This is a genomic window from Azospirillum brasilense, from assembly GCF_003349955.1.
Taxonomy (GTDB): Bacteria; Pseudomonadota; Alphaproteobacteria; order Azospirillales; family Azospirillaceae; genus Azospirillum; species Azospirillum brasilense_B.
The window spans coordinates 1-13,766 of record NZ_QLKQ01000072.1; the positions used below are offsets into that span (position 1 = coordinate 1).

14 protein-coding genes and 1 pseudogene are annotated in these 13,766 nt (G+C 71.5%); all 15 read right to left on the minus strand.

What is annotated here, in order from left to right; all coding sequences use genetic code 11:
- A pseudogene (locus DXK32_RS25205) lies at positions 1–318 on the minus strand (flagellin); the annotation flags it as partial.
- A 142-nt stretch (positions 319–460) separates the two neighbouring features.
- Complete coding sequence (locus DXK32_RS25210; RefSeq protein ID WP_114861010.1) at positions 461–1,573, minus strand: ketoacyl-ACP synthase III; 1,113 nt, start codon at positions 1,571–1,573, stop codon at positions 461–463.
- A gap of 16 nt (positions 1,574–1,589) precedes the next feature.
- Positions 1,590–2,321 (minus strand): SDR family NAD(P)-dependent oxidoreductase, encoded by a 732-nt coding sequence (locus tag DXK32_RS25215; RefSeq protein ID WP_114861011.1) that lies wholly within the window; start codon positions 2,319–2,321, stop codon positions 1,590–1,592.
- Positions 2,318–3,511, minus strand: coding sequence for an AMP-binding protein (locus tag DXK32_RS25220; protein ID WP_114861012.1), 1,194 nt, complete (start codon positions 3,509–3,511; stop codon positions 2,318–2,320). Before DXK32_RS25220 ends, DXK32_RS25215 begins: the two co-directional genes overlap by 4 nt.
- Complete coding sequence (locus DXK32_RS25225; protein WP_114861013.1) at positions 3,508–3,786, minus strand: acyl carrier protein; 279 nt, start codon at positions 3,784–3,786, stop codon at positions 3,508–3,510. The genes DXK32_RS25220 and DXK32_RS25225 overlap by 4 nt, the downstream gene beginning before the upstream one ends.
- The gene (locus tag DXK32_RS25230; RefSeq protein ID WP_114861042.1) at positions 3,783–4,601 is read right to left on the minus strand and encodes an alpha/beta fold hydrolase; all 819 of its coding nucleotides are present in this window, start codon (positions 4,599–4,601) and stop codon (positions 3,783–3,785) included. The genes DXK32_RS25225 and DXK32_RS25230 overlap by 4 nt, the downstream gene beginning before the upstream one ends.
- Positions 4,602–4,608: 7 nt before the next feature.
- The gene (locus DXK32_RS25235; protein ID WP_114861014.1) at positions 4,609–4,842 is read right to left on the minus strand and encodes an acyl carrier protein; all 234 of its coding nucleotides are present in this window, start codon (positions 4,840–4,842) and stop codon (positions 4,609–4,611) included.
- 15 nt (positions 4,843–4,857) lie between these two features.
- Positions 4,858–5,616 carry a cytidylyltransferase domain-containing protein gene (locus DXK32_RS25240; RefSeq protein WP_114861015.1) on the minus strand — a complete coding sequence of 253 codons (759 nt, stop codon included), beginning with the start codon at positions 5,614–5,616 and terminating at the stop codon, positions 4,858–4,860.
- Entirely contained in the window at positions 5,617–6,666 is a 1,050-nt protein-coding gene (pseI, locus tag DXK32_RS25245; protein WP_114861016.1) for a pseudaminic acid synthase, read from the minus strand.
- A 30-nt stretch (positions 6,667–6,696) separates the two neighbouring features.
- Positions 6,697–8,316, minus strand: a complete 1,620-nt coding sequence (locus DXK32_RS25250) for a glycosyltransferase (RefSeq protein WP_114861017.1) — start codon at positions 8,314–8,316, stop codon at positions 6,697–6,699.
- Positions 8,317–8,381: 65 nt separating this feature from the next.
- Positions 8,382–10,337 carry a tetratricopeptide repeat protein gene (locus DXK32_RS25255; RefSeq protein WP_114861018.1) on the minus strand — a complete coding sequence of 652 codons (1,956 nt, stop codon included), beginning with the start codon at positions 10,335–10,337 and terminating at the stop codon, positions 8,382–8,384.
- A 14-nt stretch (positions 10,338–10,351) separates the two neighbouring features.
- Positions 10,352–11,059 carry a sugar phosphate nucleotidyltransferase gene (locus tag DXK32_RS25260; protein WP_247877335.1) on the minus strand — a complete coding sequence of 236 codons (708 nt, stop codon included), beginning with the start codon at positions 11,057–11,059 and terminating at the stop codon, positions 10,352–10,354.
- A gap of 164 nt (positions 11,060–11,223) precedes the next feature.
- A complete protein-coding gene (locus DXK32_RS25265; RefSeq protein ID WP_114861020.1) occupies positions 11,224–11,775 on the minus strand; it encodes a GNAT family N-acetyltransferase in 552 nt (183 codons plus the stop codon).
- A gap of 30 nt (positions 11,776–11,805) precedes the next feature.
- Positions 11,806–12,564 (minus strand): SDR family NAD(P)-dependent oxidoreductase, encoded by a 759-nt coding sequence (locus DXK32_RS25270; RefSeq protein WP_247877336.1) that lies wholly within the window; start codon positions 12,562–12,564, stop codon positions 11,806–11,808.
- Positions 12,565–12,572: 8 nt separating this feature from the next.
- The gene (locus tag DXK32_RS25275) at positions 12,573–13,700 is read right to left on the minus strand and encodes an aromatic ring-hydroxylating oxygenase subunit alpha (protein ID WP_114861043.1); all 1,128 of its coding nucleotides are present in this window, start codon (positions 13,698–13,700) and stop codon (positions 12,573–12,575) included.
- Between the last annotated feature and the right edge of the window lie 66 nt (positions 13,701–13,766).

Genomic DNA, 13,766 nt, shown 5'->3' on the forward strand with positions numbered 1-13,766 from the left:
GGTGCCGAGCGCGGAATAGGCGGCGGTGGTCAGGCCGCGCGCCTGCTCGATCATGTCGTCGATCGAGGTCAGGCCCTTGTCGGCGGCCTTGATGGTGCTGATGGCCTGACCCATCGTGTCCTTCAGCGCGGTCAGGTCGCCGGCGCGCTGGGTCAGGTTCTTGGCGGCGAAGAACGACGTCGGGCCATCGAGCGCCGAATTGATCTTGTTGCCGGTGGCGAGGATGTTCTGCTTCTTCGCGATCGAGTCCTGCACGCCCTGCAGCTGCAGCAGGTTTGTGCGCATCGACGACGAGAGGGAGATGTCGCTGGTAGCCATGGAGTCACTCCTTTTGGAGGATGTCGGTCCGCACGACGTTGCGCGCACGGAGAGGGACTAATTCCCTCGGGCTACCGGTAGGCAATAAATGGGCCAGATCGAATTTGCCGCCCGGATGGGGAAAATGCTGCCTCTGGGTAAATCAGGGGTCGGCAATTTTTGCCGATTGCTCGGCAAGAATTGCCTCCCGCCCGGCACCCTTTGCCGGTTGCGCATCCGACCCGGCAGATTCTGCCGGGCTTGCAGGAAGAGCCGTCACCTCGCAAACGGCGAGCGGGCCGGCAGTCAGCGCAACACTCCCCCACGACCAGCCGACACCGAAGCCCGAGAGAAGAAGGCGCAACGGCCCGCCGCGCAGCGCCTCTTCCAGTTCGGAGGCCAGCGCCAGGGGAATGGACGCGGAACTGGTGTTGCCGAATCCGGCGAGCCCGACCACCGTCTGGGCGGGTGTGGCGCCGAGCTTCTGCGCGAGATGGCGGATCATCTGGGCGTTGGCCTGATGCAGGACCAGACGCTCCACCGTCTCCATCGTCCAGCCGGCCCGTTCCAGAACGGCGCGGATGTTGCCCGGCACCTCGCGCAGGGTGAAGGCGAAGACCTGGGTGCCGTCCATGAACAGGTGCGCGGGCTCGCCGGGCCGCCGCAGACCGCCGCCGGGGACGGCGAGGTAGGGGGCGCCGGCGCCGTCGCTGCCCAGTTCAAAGACCATGGGCGCAGCCCCCTCCTCCGCCACCAGCGCCGTCGCCGTCGCGGCGTCGCCGAACAGAGGCGCCACGGCGCGGTCGTCGGGGTCGATCACGCGCGACGTGGTGTCCCCGGCGATCAGAAGCGCCCGCCGTCCGCCCGCCGCCTTCAGCATCGCCGACGCGGTCCACAGGCCGTGCACATAGCCCGAGCAGCCGAGCGTCAGGTCGAGCACCGCCGCGTTCTTGCCCAGCCCCAGCCGATGGTGGAGCCGATAGCCCGAGGCCGGCAGGATATGGTCATGGGTCTGGGTGACCATGACCAGCAGATCGACGCTGCTCGCCGCCCAGCCCAGCCGCTCCAGCAGGCGCCGCCCCGCCGCCTCTCCCAGGTCGGACGTGCATTGATGAGGCGGCACGAGGTGGCGGGCCTCGATGCCCGTCGCCTTGGCGATCCGGCGGGCGGCATCCTCGCCGAAGCGGGCGGCCAGATCCTCCACCGTTTCGCGCCGCTCCGGAACGCAGGCGACGATTCCCGTCAGGACGACGCCTTCGATCACGCTGGCCACCATGGGGCGTCTCCTTCCGTCAGCCGGTGATGCCGCCGTCCACGACGATGGTCTGGCCGGTCACGAACCCCGCCCCGTCACCCAGCAGGAAGCGCACCACCGGCACCACGTCGGCCACATCGCCCAGCCGGCCCAGCGGCGTGCGCCGCACGATCTGGTCGCGCTGCCCCTCGGCCAGCGCTCCGGACATCTCGGTGGCGAGATAGCCGGGCGCGACCGAGTTGACGGTGACCTGGAGCCTCCCGACCTCGCGCGCCAGGGCGCGGGTCAGCCCGTCCAGCCCGGCCTTCGAGGCGGAATAGGCGGACAGGCCGGTGTAGCCCCGCTGCCCGATGATCGAGGAGATGTTGACGATCCGCCCCGCCCCCCGCTTCACCAGCTTGGCGCGCAGGAAGGCGCGGGCGACCTGGATGGCGCCAGTCAGGTTGACCTGGATGACCTCCTCCACGTCGATCTCGGGGAACGTCGCCAGCACGCCTTCGCGGGCGATTCCCGCGTTGTTGACCAGTCCCCACAAGGGCGATGCGCCGCCCCACTCAAGCGCGGCGTCCATGAAGACACGCACCGCCTCCGCGTCGCCGATGCGGCAGGGTTGCCAGAACAGGTCGGGGCCGGCCAGCCGCTCCAGCGCCTCGCCCGGCGCCCGGCTGCATGTGGAGACGCGATAACCCTCCGCCAGCAGCGCCTCGACGATGCCCAGCCCCAGCCCGCGGCTGCCGCCGGTGACGATGACATGCCGTTTGCCACTCATGCCGTTCCCTTCCGCGTCTTCTTGCCCGCCGCCCCAAGGGCGATGCTCCCGGTCAGGGTCACCAGACGGGGGCGCGCGGCCGGCGGCAGAACAGCCACCGCGGCGCGGATCGCGGCGCGGAGCGCGGCCTCCTCCACCCCAGGGGCCGGAACCACCAGAGCGGTCAGGATGTGGCCGGTCACCGGATTGGCCGCGGCCTGGACCAGGGCATCCCGAACGCCCGGAACGTCCAACAGCACCTGCTCCACCACCTCCGGGGAGACCTTCACCCCGCCGACATTGACGCGCCCGTCGAGCCGCCCGGCGAACAGCGCGCGGTCGCCGCGCACCTCCACGACGTCGCCGGTGGACAGCCAGACGCCGTCAAGACCCAGCATCGCGCGCGGGCTGTTCACCTCCAGCACCCCGTCGCTCAGGCGCAGGCCGACCCCGTCGATTCCGGTCTCCAGCCAGTCGGCGGGAAAACCCGCCTTTCCGTCGCCCACCGCGAAGAGGGCCCCGGCCTCCGTCGAGGCGTAGATGTGCCGCAGCTTCGCGGTCGGGAACCGCTCCGCCAGCCGATCGAGCAGCGGCTGGTCGGCCACCTCGCCCCCCAGCGTGACGGCGACCAGCGGCGGCGCGGCGCCGTCGAGCGCCAGCAGGAAAGCCCGCCAGAAGCTCGGCGTCGCGCTGATGTGGGTGACCGCATGGCTTACGGCGAGGCGCGCCAGCTCCGCCGCCCCGGCGCCGGGCGCCGACACCAGCGTCGCCCCCGCGGCCAGGGCGGTCAGGATCACCTGAAACCCGGCGAAGGCCGCCGGTTCGTAGGCCAGCAACCAACGCGCGTCCGGATCGCCGGCACCGCGCAGGCGCCCGCGCAGGCGTTGGAAATCATGCCGGATGAGCTTCGGCGTTCCCGTGGTGCCGGAGGTCTCCAGCAACACCGCGAATCCCGGCCCGTGAGGTTCGCTCTCCGTCTCCGCGGGGGCGGCACGGCGCGGCAGGTGCAGTTCCACCCCGGCCCGCTCGGCGGCGACCAGGGCGGCGACAAGCGCCGGCACGCCCTGCGGCGGCAGGACCACCCGCCCACCCGCGGCCTGGAACGCCGCTTCGAAAGCGTCGGCCTGGGCGGCGATCTCCGTCCAGCCGACGCTTCGCTCCGCCTCGATCAGGCGAACGCCGGGATGAAGCCAGGGCGGCGGCGGGGTCATGCGGACCCGGCGGCGGCGCCTGAACGAGAAAGGTCCGGACGGTAGAGGGCCGCCAATTCCCCGACCGTGTTGAACTGGACGAAGCCGGCGCGGAAGGGGTCCTGGCCGGTCCGCTGCTCCAGCACCACCAGAAGCGTGGCGAGGTCGAGGGAATCGATCGGCAGATCCCCGCCGAGGAAGCGCGTGTCCGGGCCGAGCGCCGGCAGGGTCTCCCCCTTGTCGGCGGCGATGCGGGCAAGCTCTTCGGCGATCAGCGCGAACATGGTTTCGGTCATTGGGTGTCGCATGCGGAAAGGAAGTCGCGGAGGGTGGCCGTGACGGGGGTTGCCGCCTCACTATGCGGCAAGTGCCCGGCCTTGTCGAAGAGATGAAGCGGCGCGCCCGGGGGCAGGCGGTCGGCGCCCGGCACCGGAATGATACGGTCCTCCCGCCCCCACAGCAGTTGGATCGGCATCGGAAAGGCCGTCCAATCCACCGGGCCGGGCGACCGGTGCGCCTCCGCGAAGGAGCCGGCGATGATCCGCTCCAGGGCGGCGCGGCGCCGGGGATCGGCGGCCTGGGCGTGCATCACCTCGCCGACGCGCCCCGCCAGCAGCCAGGGCCGGGCGAACAGGCGCGCGGCGCAGTCCCGCCCCTCCTCCACCGTCTCCAGCGCGGCGACCCGCCGCAGGAACTCCAGGTCGAAGTCGGGGCCGAGGCCGGCGCTGGCGACCAGCGACAGGCTCGCCACCCGCTCCGGCGCCAGCCGCGCCAGCTCCAGCGCGACGAAGCCGCCCATCGAGTGGCCTACGGCGTGGACGCGCGGGATCTCCAGGATGTTCAGCAGGCGCAGCAGCCAGGGCGCGAAGGCGCCGACCCGCCCGTCCCCGACCTCCAGGGTCGAGGCGCCGTGCCCCGGCAGATCCACCGCCAGAACCCGGCGGTCGGCGGCCAGCGCCGCGGCGTTGAACTGCCAGGTCAGCGAATCCCCGGCAAAGCCGTGCAGGAGCAACGCCGGAACGCCGCCCCGCCCCATGGACAGATAGGCGGCCGGACCGCCCTCGATGTCGACCCGTCCGCGCCGCGGGGAGCGCTCGATCCTTTCGGTCACCTGGGAGTCAGGCGGCCACGGCGATGCCGGCCAGGCCAAGCAGGTCGTCCACCGTCTTCGCCTTCACCAGCTTCTCGCCCTCCACGACGTGGCCGAGCTTCTCGTCGACCAGGGCGATGAAGCTGATGACGGCCAGCGAGTCCCAGCTGTCGATCGAGTCGAGCTCTTCCGCGCCCGTCAGGGTGCCGGCGTCCAGCTCCAGCATCTCGTCGAGCGCGAGCAGGAATTCCTTGCGGTCCATGGTGGTGTCTCCGTTTCAGTGGAGCGTGTTCTGACGCACGCTGCCGTTCAGGTCGGCCCATTCAGGGTTCTGGCGCAGCAGATTGCAACAATCCTGCCAGCCGAAGCCGGGATTTTCGGGAAGAAGCGCCCCCAGCAGGCGGCGGACCAACTCCAGGTCGGCGGCCTCGTCGACGCACCAGCGCTGCTCCAGGACGCTGCCGTCCTCCGGCGCCAGGGGCGTGCCGATGCGGAACCGCTCCGGGCGAAGGTAAAGGTGGGCGGTGACATGCTCCCGCTCCGCCGGATCGGTGGCATTGGCGGCGGCCTCATCCAAAGCGGCACGAGTGAATGCCTCCGCGTCCAGCCCACGCGGAAAGCGGCCGACGTCCAGACCGAGATAATCCAGCGGCGGAGCCGCCTCAAGGAACTCCATCACCAGGCGGTCCACCAGCGCCGGGTCGATCAGCGGACAATCCGCGGTGACCCGCACCACCACGTCCGCCCCGGCCATGGCGGCCGCCCCGGCGAAGCGCCCGAGCACGTCCTGCTCGTCGCCGCGGAACACCGGCACGCCGAGCGATCCCGCCAGATCCGCCACCGGATCGTCGGTGCCGTTGACCGTGGTCGCCAGCACCAGCGCGTCGAGCGTCCGGCAGCGCGCCAAGCGGTCCAGATGGTGGGCCAGCAGCGGCTGCCCCGCCGCGTCCATCAGCACCTTGCCGGGCAGGCGGGTCGAGGTCATGCGGGCTTGCGAGATGCAGACGACGCGCGGCTTGGCCGTGGCGGCGCTCATTCAACCCTCCGGGGTCAGCATGTCCCAGCGCAGCGGCTCGCCGCGCTTCAGCGCGCGGGCGGCGCGGCGGCCGAGCACGGCGGGGAGATGCTTCGGCTCCAGGCCGAAGCCGGGGCGGATGGAGCGGACGCTGGCGGCGCTCAGCGCCTCGCCCGCCGCCACGTCGGCGGTGACGTAGAGGGAGCGGCGGTAGTCGCGCCCGCCCGCCTCGCTCGGCTTCACCCCGTAATGGACGCGCCCCAGAGCCGCCCAGGCGGTGCGGACGGACTCGGCCATCGCCTTGAACTCCGCGGGTTCCAGGGAGAAGGCGCTGTCCACCCCGCCGTCGGCGCGGGACAGGGTGAAGTGCTTCTCGATCACCACCGCCCCCAGCGCCGCCGCGGCGACCGGCACCGCCACGCCGTGGGTGTGGTCGGACAGGCCGACAGCGACGCCGAAGGCCTGCGCCAGATGCGGGATGGTGCGCAGGTTGCAGTCCTCGGGCGGGGTCGGGTAGCCGCTGACGCAATGGAGCAGCACGAGCGGCGCATCGCCGACAGCCTCCACCGCCTCCGCGATCTCGCCCAGCGTGGCGAGGCCGGTGGACAGGATCAGCGGCTTGCCGGAGCGGGCGGCCCGGCGGATCAGCGGCAGGTCGTTCAGCTCGAAGGAGGCGATCTTGAAGGCCGGGGCGCCCAACCGCTCCAGCAGGTCCACCGCCGTGTCGTCGAAGGGGGAGCTGAAGATGGTCAGGCCGATGGCGCGGGCGCGCTCGAACAGCGGGCCGTGCCACTCCCAGGGGGTGTGCGCCTCGCGGTAGAGGTCGTGCAGGGTGCGGCCCTTCCACAACCCGCCCTCCAGCAGGAATCCCGGCCCGTCATGGTCGATGGTCAGCGTGTCGGCGGTGTAGGTCTGCAGCTTCACCGCGTCGGCGCCGGCCTCCCTGGCGGCGTCGATCAGGGCCAGCGCCCGGTTCAGGTCGCCCTGGTGGTTGCCCGACATCTCGGCGATCAGATAGGGCGGATGGTCGGGGCCGATGGGGCGCCCGTTGATGATGACGTCGCGCGGCACGGAGGGCGGTCTCGCTGTGATGGTCGGGTGTCACTCTGCCACGGAAGCGGACGGTGGGTCTTCCCTTTGTGCGTCCGCCTTGGCCGCAGCCCGCAGGAGGTCCCGCGCTTCCTCGCCGTAGGCCAGAAGCCGCTCGGTGCAGCGGTGGCGGTCGCCGACGGTCCGGAAACGGACGCGCGACAGCTCCGCCTGCCGCTCGCGCAGCGCCGGGTCGGCGACCAGGGCGGCGGCGCGCTCCACATAGGCGGCGGCGTCCGGCACGGGGATGCCCGCCCCCGCGACGCTCGCCACGTCGCCCCAGGCCAGCGTGACCACCGGCAGCCCCTCGGCGATGGCGTAGGCCGCGCTGCCGCCGCCGCCCTGGCGCGACGGGTTGAGGTAGGCGTGGCAGCGCCGGTAGAAGGCGCGGATGTCCTTGAGATGGCCCAGGCTGCGCATCCGCGCGCCGTTGCGCGCCGCCCTCAGCCGGGCCGGCAACCGCTCCACCTCCCCGGCGAAGACGATCGCCGCGCCGGGGCAGCGGTCGAGGATGGAATCGGCCAGGGCGAGGAACTCCGCGGTCACCTCCAGATCCAGACGGGTGCCGACCACGGCGAAGACGAAGGCCGCATCGCCGAGGTCGAGCGTGCCCCCAGCCCCCGCCGTGGGGGGCGCGGAGAAGCCCAGCGTGAAGGGCCGGAAGCGCCGCGCGAAGGGGCCGCGGTAGAGCGCCGGCATGACGTCCGTGTGGTTCCCCTCCTCGTAGCCCAACACGAGATGGGCCAGCGAGATCGTCATGCCGGAGGTGGTGGGAAGGCAGACCACCGGACGCGCGTCGGTCACCGCGAACAGGTCGCCCACCACGTTGGCCCCGCCGAAGGTGACCAGCAGGTCGGGATCGTAGCCGTCGATGGCGCCGACGATGGTGGACAGCTTGTCCTTGGAGAAGGCGCGGTCGGTGAAGGAGGCCATCTTCACCTGCCGCCCGAACATCTTCAGCGCGAAAACGCCCTCGTAATCGGCGACCAGCTCCGCGACCATGGGCGGCACGAACAGGCTCTCCGCCCGAAGCGGCATGGTGTTGCAGTTGATGATGGCGACGTCGAGCCCGAAATCGCCCTGGAGCCGGCTGGCGTAGTCGAAGCAGTCGCGCGAGGGCTGGTGCTGGTCGTTGGTGAACTGGTTGGTCAGCACGGCCACCCGGCGGATCGGCCCGTCGCGCGGCACATGGAGCGGCGGAACGACGCCCCAGCGCCGCGCCACCGCCCGCACCAGCTCCTCGTAGAAGCGGAACAGATCGCAGGGGCCGAAGGCGGCCAGCTTCTCCGGCGCCGACGCCGCCAGGAAGAGCTGCCGCGCCATGCACCAGTAGGTGTAATGCATCAACTGCGGCCCGACCCGCTCCCCGCCCAGCAGCAGGTAATGGAGAATCCGCTCGTAGTGGTAGAGGTCACCGGTCAACTGGAACAGCACGGAGTGGAGCAGCACCGTCTCCCCGGTCGGCGGGGCGCGGCGCAGGTCCTCGGCGATGGACAGGCGGGCGTCCGAATCCAGCTCGCGGCGCATGCGCTCGCAATGGGCCGTCAGGGCGTTGAGGCGGTCGGCGTTGAACTGGCGCTCGGCCAGCAGCGCCTTCAACGTGGCGGCCTGTTCCCCGGCGATGTCGGACATGCGGATCCCCCAACCGGCGCCTGTGGTGCGCCCCGCCTCCTGATAGCCCCGGCGTGGTTAAGGTTTCAAGAATGCGCCGCGCGCTCGGCCAGCGCCGCCGCGACCTCCGCCGCCACCGCGGCCCAATCGCCGGGGCGGGGCTGGCGGAACAGGCGGGCGGTCGGATACCAGGGGCTGTCGGCGCGATCGAGCAGCCAGCGCCAGTCCGGCGCGTGGGACAGAAGCACCCACAGCGGAACACCCAGCGCTCCGGCCAGATGGGCGGGCGCGGTGCAGGAGGACACCACCAGATCCACCGACGCCATGATCGCCGCGGTGTCGGCGAAGTCGCGGATCTCCGGCGCCAGATCGGTGAAGGAGGGCGGCATCGCCCGCCCCGCCAGCGCGTCGTGTCCGGGGCCGAGCTGCAGGCCGAAGAAGCGGCAGCCCGGCACCGCCAGCAGCGGGGCCAGCGCCGCCAAGCCCGGCGACCGCTCACGGTCCCCGGCGAACTGTGGGTTGCCGGCCCAGACCAGCCCGACCGTGAGGCCGCCGGGCTGGTCTGGGCCGGCCAGCCGCTCCCGCCACGCCGCGGCACGCGCCGGGTCGGCGGTCAGGTAGGGGGCGGCGGGAATGGTCTCCAGCCGGGTGGCGAAGGCCCGCGGCAGGCTGAGCAGCGGGCACTGCCAGTCGAAGGCGGGCAAGGGCTCGCCGCGCGCGACGACGCGCTCCACCCCCGGCAGGCCGCGGAACAGAGGGACCAGATCGGCCCCGACCTCCAGCAGCACGCGGGCGCCGCGGGCGGCCACCAGGGGGGCGTAGCGGACGAACTGGATGGCGTCGCCCCGGCCCTGCTCCTCGTGCAGCAGGATGGTTTGCCCGGCGATGCCCTCGCCGCTCCACAGCGGTTGCGGCAGACCACGCGGCCGGGTCGGGAAATCGGCCACGCCCCAGCGCGCCTCGTAATCCTCCCACCCGCCGGTCAGGTCGCCGGCGAGCAGCCGGGCCAGGGAGCGGTTCCAGCGCGCCTCGGCGCTGGCCGGCTCAAGGCGGACGGCCCGGTCGTGCAGGCGCAGCGAGGCGGCGACCGCCCCCCGATCGCGCAACCGGTTCGCCAGACCGCTCAAAGCGTTGCGGTGATCCGGCTGAAGGGCCAGCGCGCGGCGGAGCGACCCCAGGGCGCCGGGTTCGGCAAGCGACAGCGCGTGCCAGCCGTTCGCCGCGTCCGGACGCAGCCGCAGCAGACGGCGCAACGCCGTCACGGCCTCCCCCTCCCCGCCCGCCTTGCGACGGGCGGCGGCGAGAAGCTCCCAAACGTCATCCCTCGCCGGGTCGAGCGCCAGCGCGTGGCAAAGAGCCGCGGCGGCGGCTCCCCAGTGCCCCGCGTCATACCGGGCGCGGCCGAGATTGAGCCGGGCCGTCGCGTCTTCCGGCAGCAGGGTCGCGGCCTGTGCCAGCGTCGTCGCCGCCTCCGGGTCCCTGGTTCGCTGGAGCGCCACGCCGAGATGGTGCCACGCCTCCCCATGGTCGGGACGCAGCCGGACGGCGCGGCGCAGGGCCGTCACCGCCTCATCCGTCCGTCCCGCGTAGCGCAGAAGGATGCCGGCCTGGACCATCGGCTCGGCAAGGTCGGGCTGGATGAGGGCGGTCCGGCGATAGGCCGCCAGGGCGAGTCCGCTGTCCCCCGCCTGCCGCGCCACCCCCGCCAGCGGAAAGGCGAGCGCCGCCGAATCGGGGCAGAGACGCAGGGCGGTCCGGTATTCCGCGACCGCCGCGGCGGGGTTGCCGCGGGCCTGATGCAGCGTCGCGAGGTTGGCGCGGTATTCGGGCTGGCCGGGGCGCAGCGCAACCGCCCGGCCCAGCAGGTCGGCCGCCTGCTCCAGCCGCCCACCCTGGGCGCAGAGAAGACCATAGAGGTGAAGGGCGTTCGGCTCGTCCGGAACGGCGTCGAGGATGCGCCCGTAAAGGGTTTCCGCCTCCTCCGTCCGCCCGGCGGTGTGGAGATCGAGCGCGATGCCCAGCGCCTCGTCCAGCGTCGCCACGGCGCCCGCTCCGCTCAGGTCTCGCGGCCGCCGATCACGCTGGCGGCGACCGCCAGACTCTCCGGCGTGCCCATATCGATGAAGCGGGCCTTGGCGACGTGGCCGTGCAGCGTGCCCGGCGGCATCCTGTGCAGAACGTCGCGGGTCAGCGAACTGGCCCCGGAGGCGGCGATGCGGTCGAGGAAGGCCGCGGAGAAGAGGTAGACCCCGGCGTTGATGACCCCGCGCCCCGGCGCCTTGTCGAGGAACTGGCGGACGCGGCTGTCCGGCCCGACCTCGACCCGGCCGAAGCGGGCGGCGTCCTCCACCTCCACGCACAGCACCGACGCCTCGGCCCCCGACAGGCGGTGCGAGGCGACAAAGGCGCGCAGGTCGGCGTCGAGGAAGGTGTCGCCGCTCATCACCAGGACGGTGCCGGCCTTCAGGTCCTTGCGGATGTAGGCGAGCGCCGCGGCGGAGCCCATCTGGCTCGGCTCGATCTGGCAGACGACGTCCAGCGACCGGTTGGTGTCGCCCTGGGCCAGCCACGCCGTCACCCGGTCGGCCAGATGGCCCAGGCACAGCACCACCCGGCGCGCGCCGTAGGCGGCCAGATGGTCCAGCAGATGTCCGAGAAAGGCGCGGCCCGCGATGGGCGCCAGCACCTTGGGCGTGTCGCCCGAGACGCCCCGCATGCGCGAGCCGAGACCACCGGCGAGCAGCGTGACGTCGATGTCCGTCAAGGCTTCCTCAGGCCGCACCGTGCTTCCCCTCATGCTCCCGGCGCCGCGGCGCCGCCCCCACACCCGCCGCATACCGCGTCGGCGGTGGATTGGTCAAACATTCGGTGGGGGTGACGGCGAACTTTCCCGGCCGACCGCCCAACGTAAGCCCCCAGCCGCATGGCCTATTCCGCGAAGGCGGCCAGCGTGGTTTCGCGCGAGAAGATATGGGGGTGTCCCTCCCAATCGCCGCGCAGCGTCTCGAACACATGGACGTCGTGGAAACGGCCATATTTCCGGACATGTTGACGCAGCACCCCGACCTCGCGCGCCTTCACAACCCTTTGGATGCGGATGACCGTATCGTTGCCCTCCATGAAATAATTGAAGAGCTTGTTCATCCCCAAACCGTAGAAGCAATAATCCATGATGAAGCAGTGCAGGAAGCCGGCGAGCTTCCGCCGGTCCCGCTCCTCGACGATGTACGAGCCGGAGGAGCAGCGCAGATGCACCCGGTCGATGTCATAGTAGGAAAGATAGCCGACCGGGCGACCCTCATGCTCGATGATGAAATGGCGGAAGTCCGCGCGGGCGTCCATCGCGGCCAGCCAGGCGCGCTGCCGCTCGACGTCCGGGTTCTCCAGATCGGTGAACATGAAGCGGGTGATCGACGGCTCGGTGCGCCAGCGCAGCAGCATCGCGGCGTCGTCGGCCGTCGGTCGGCGGAAGCGGAACATTAAACCCTCACCCCTCGAACGTCTGCGGCGTCATGTCGCCAGATAGCCGCCATCCACCGGCAGCATCACACCGTTGATCCAGCCGGCGGCCGGCGACAGCAGGAAGGCGATGGCCGAGGCCACGTCCTCCGGCTTGCCGAAGCCCATGGGATGGGCGGCGCGGATCGCCTCGAACTGCTCCGCCGTGGTGGTGCGGCGGAAGCGCTCCATCATCTCCGTCTCGACCATCGCCGGGGCGACGCAGTTGACGCGGATGCCGTCGCGCAGGAACTCCATGGCGAGCCCACGGGTGGCCGAGACCAGCCCGCCCTTGGCCGCCGAATAGACCACGTTGCCCGGCTGCCCGATCTCCGCGGCGACGGAGGACACCAGCACCAGCGCCGCCGGCTCGGCGTGGCAGCCCTTCTGCCGCAACCCGCGGGCCAGCGCCAGGGCGCTCAGCAGGTTGGCGTGCAGGATGCCGTCGAAGAAGGCGCGGTCGACGCCGCGCACCGGCTTGCCGATCTGCACCCCGGCGCAATGGGCCAGCCCGCCGATCGGGCCGCCGGCCTCGGCCTGCGCCTTGACCCAGCCGGGAATGGCGTCGCTGTCCGACAGGTCGAAGGCCGCCGTCCGGTGCCCCTCCCCCGGCAGAAGCGCCAGCGTCTCGGCCAACCGCCCGGCGTCGCGCCCGTTGAGGGTGACATGCGCGCCGAGCCTCGCGGCCAGCAGAGCGGTCGCCCGCCCGATGCCGGCCGACGCGCCGGTGACCAGGACGTGCCGTCCGGTGAGATCGACCAGTGGGCTCATGGCTTCACTCACTCTACGGCCATGCGGGCGAGCCACGCCCGGTGGAAGGCGGCGATCCGTTCCTCGCAGGAGCCGAGGACGGCCGGGGCCTGGACCTGCTTCAGCCCCTTGTGGGCGGCTTCGGCGACGCGCTGGTCCTCGCCCAGGATGGTGCGGTTGAAGCCGGCGACGTTGGCCTCCACCGCCTTGCGGGCGGCCCCGCCCTTGGTCTGCGGCTTGGACGTCTCGCCCAGGAACAGGCGGTAATGCAGCTCGCAGCGGTCCGGCCCGACCGGGTCGTAGGTCTGGACGCTCATCAGCGCGCCGTGGGAGACGCCGATGGCGAGGTTGGGGAAGATCAGATAGTGGTCGTAGCTTTCCAGCCGGTCGCTGCGCGGCAGCCCCATCTTCTGGGCCACCCCGTCCCACCAGCGCGCCGAGCCGTCGGACAGTTGGCTGACGCCCCGCGAATGCTCGCCCTCGTAGGAGCAGATCCACACCTTCTTGACGTAGCCCTTGAAGGTCTCCGGGTGGGTGGCGTCGACGTGGTAGACCTCCAGCGCGCTTTCCAGCGCCGCCTTCCAGTTGGCGTTCCAGGGCAGCACGCCCTCGTCGATGCGGTCGGTGAACAGGTCCGACAGATGGTCGAGCACGGCGCCATAGGCCCCCAACTGCTCGTCCAGCCCCGGCCCGGCCGGCTCCAGTCGGACGAAGACGAAGCGGTCGCGCACCGCCACCTCGAAGCGCCGCAGGGCGAGGCGCTTCTTCGCCGCGTCGTCCAGGCCGAAATGCTCGCGGTTGCCGGGGATGCCGACCGGAACGCCGTCGCGGTTGAAGACCCAGCCGTGATAGGGGCAGACCGGCTTGCCGTTGCCGCAGGGCCGAAGGTGGATCAGCGAATAGCGGTGCGTGCAGACGTTGTGATAGGCCCGCAGCTCCCCGTCGAAGTTCTGCACCAGAACCGAGGTGCCGGCGATGTCCGCGGTGATGAAGTCGTTGTCGTTGCGCAGGTCGTCCGTAAATCCAACGAACATCCAGCAACGGCGGAAGACTCGCGCCGCCTCTTCGGCGTGATTGGCCTCGCCGGAGTAACGCTGCGGCGGGATCACCATGTCGGGCGGGAACGAAAGCCGGCTTTGCGGACCCCGGTCATCCATGGCTGATTCCATTTATCGGTTCGTTAATCATTCGACCCTAGCGTTCTTTCGGTTAATAGTCTCCGA

Excerpts from the sequence above, each read along its gene's own strand:
- DXK32_RS25210 (WP_114861010.1), bottom strand. The coding sequence starts at position 1,573 with ATGGTGGCCAGCGTGATCGAAGGCGTCGTCCTGACGGGAATCGTCGCC.
- DXK32_RS25215 (WP_114861011.1), bottom strand. The coding sequence starts at position 2,321 with ATGAGTGGCAAACGGCATGTCATCGTCACCGGCGGCAGCCGCGGGCTG.
- DXK32_RS25220 (WP_114861012.1), bottom strand. The coding sequence starts at position 3,511 with ATGACCCCGCCGCCGCCCTGGCTTCATCCCGGCGTTCGCCTGATCGAG.
- DXK32_RS25225 (WP_114861013.1), bottom strand. The coding sequence starts at position 3,786 with ATGACCGAAACCATGTTCGCGCTGATCGCCGAAGAGCTTGCCCGCATC.
- DXK32_RS25235 (WP_114861014.1), bottom strand. The coding sequence starts at position 4,842 with ATGGACCGCAAGGAATTCCTGCTCGCGCTCGACGAGATGCTGGAGCTG.
- DXK32_RS25240 (WP_114861015.1), bottom strand. The coding sequence starts at position 5,616 with ATGAGCGCCGCCACGGCCAAGCCGCGCGTCGTCTGCATCTCGCAAGCC.
- DXK32_RS25250 (WP_114861017.1), bottom strand. The coding sequence starts at position 8,316 with ATGTCCGACATCGCCGGGGAACAGGCCGCCACGTTGAAGGCGCTGCTG.
- DXK32_RS25265 (WP_114861020.1), bottom strand. The coding sequence starts at position 11,775 with ATGTTCCGCTTCCGCCGACCGACGGCCGACGACGCCGCGATGCTGCTG.
- DXK32_RS25270 (WP_247877336.1), bottom strand. The coding sequence starts at position 12,564 with ATGAGCCCACTGGTCGATCTCACCGGACGGCACGTCCTGGTCACCGGC.
- DXK32_RS25275 (WP_114861043.1), bottom strand. The coding sequence starts at position 13,700 with ATGGATGACCGGGGTCCGCAAAGCCGGCTTTCGTTCCCGCCCGACATG.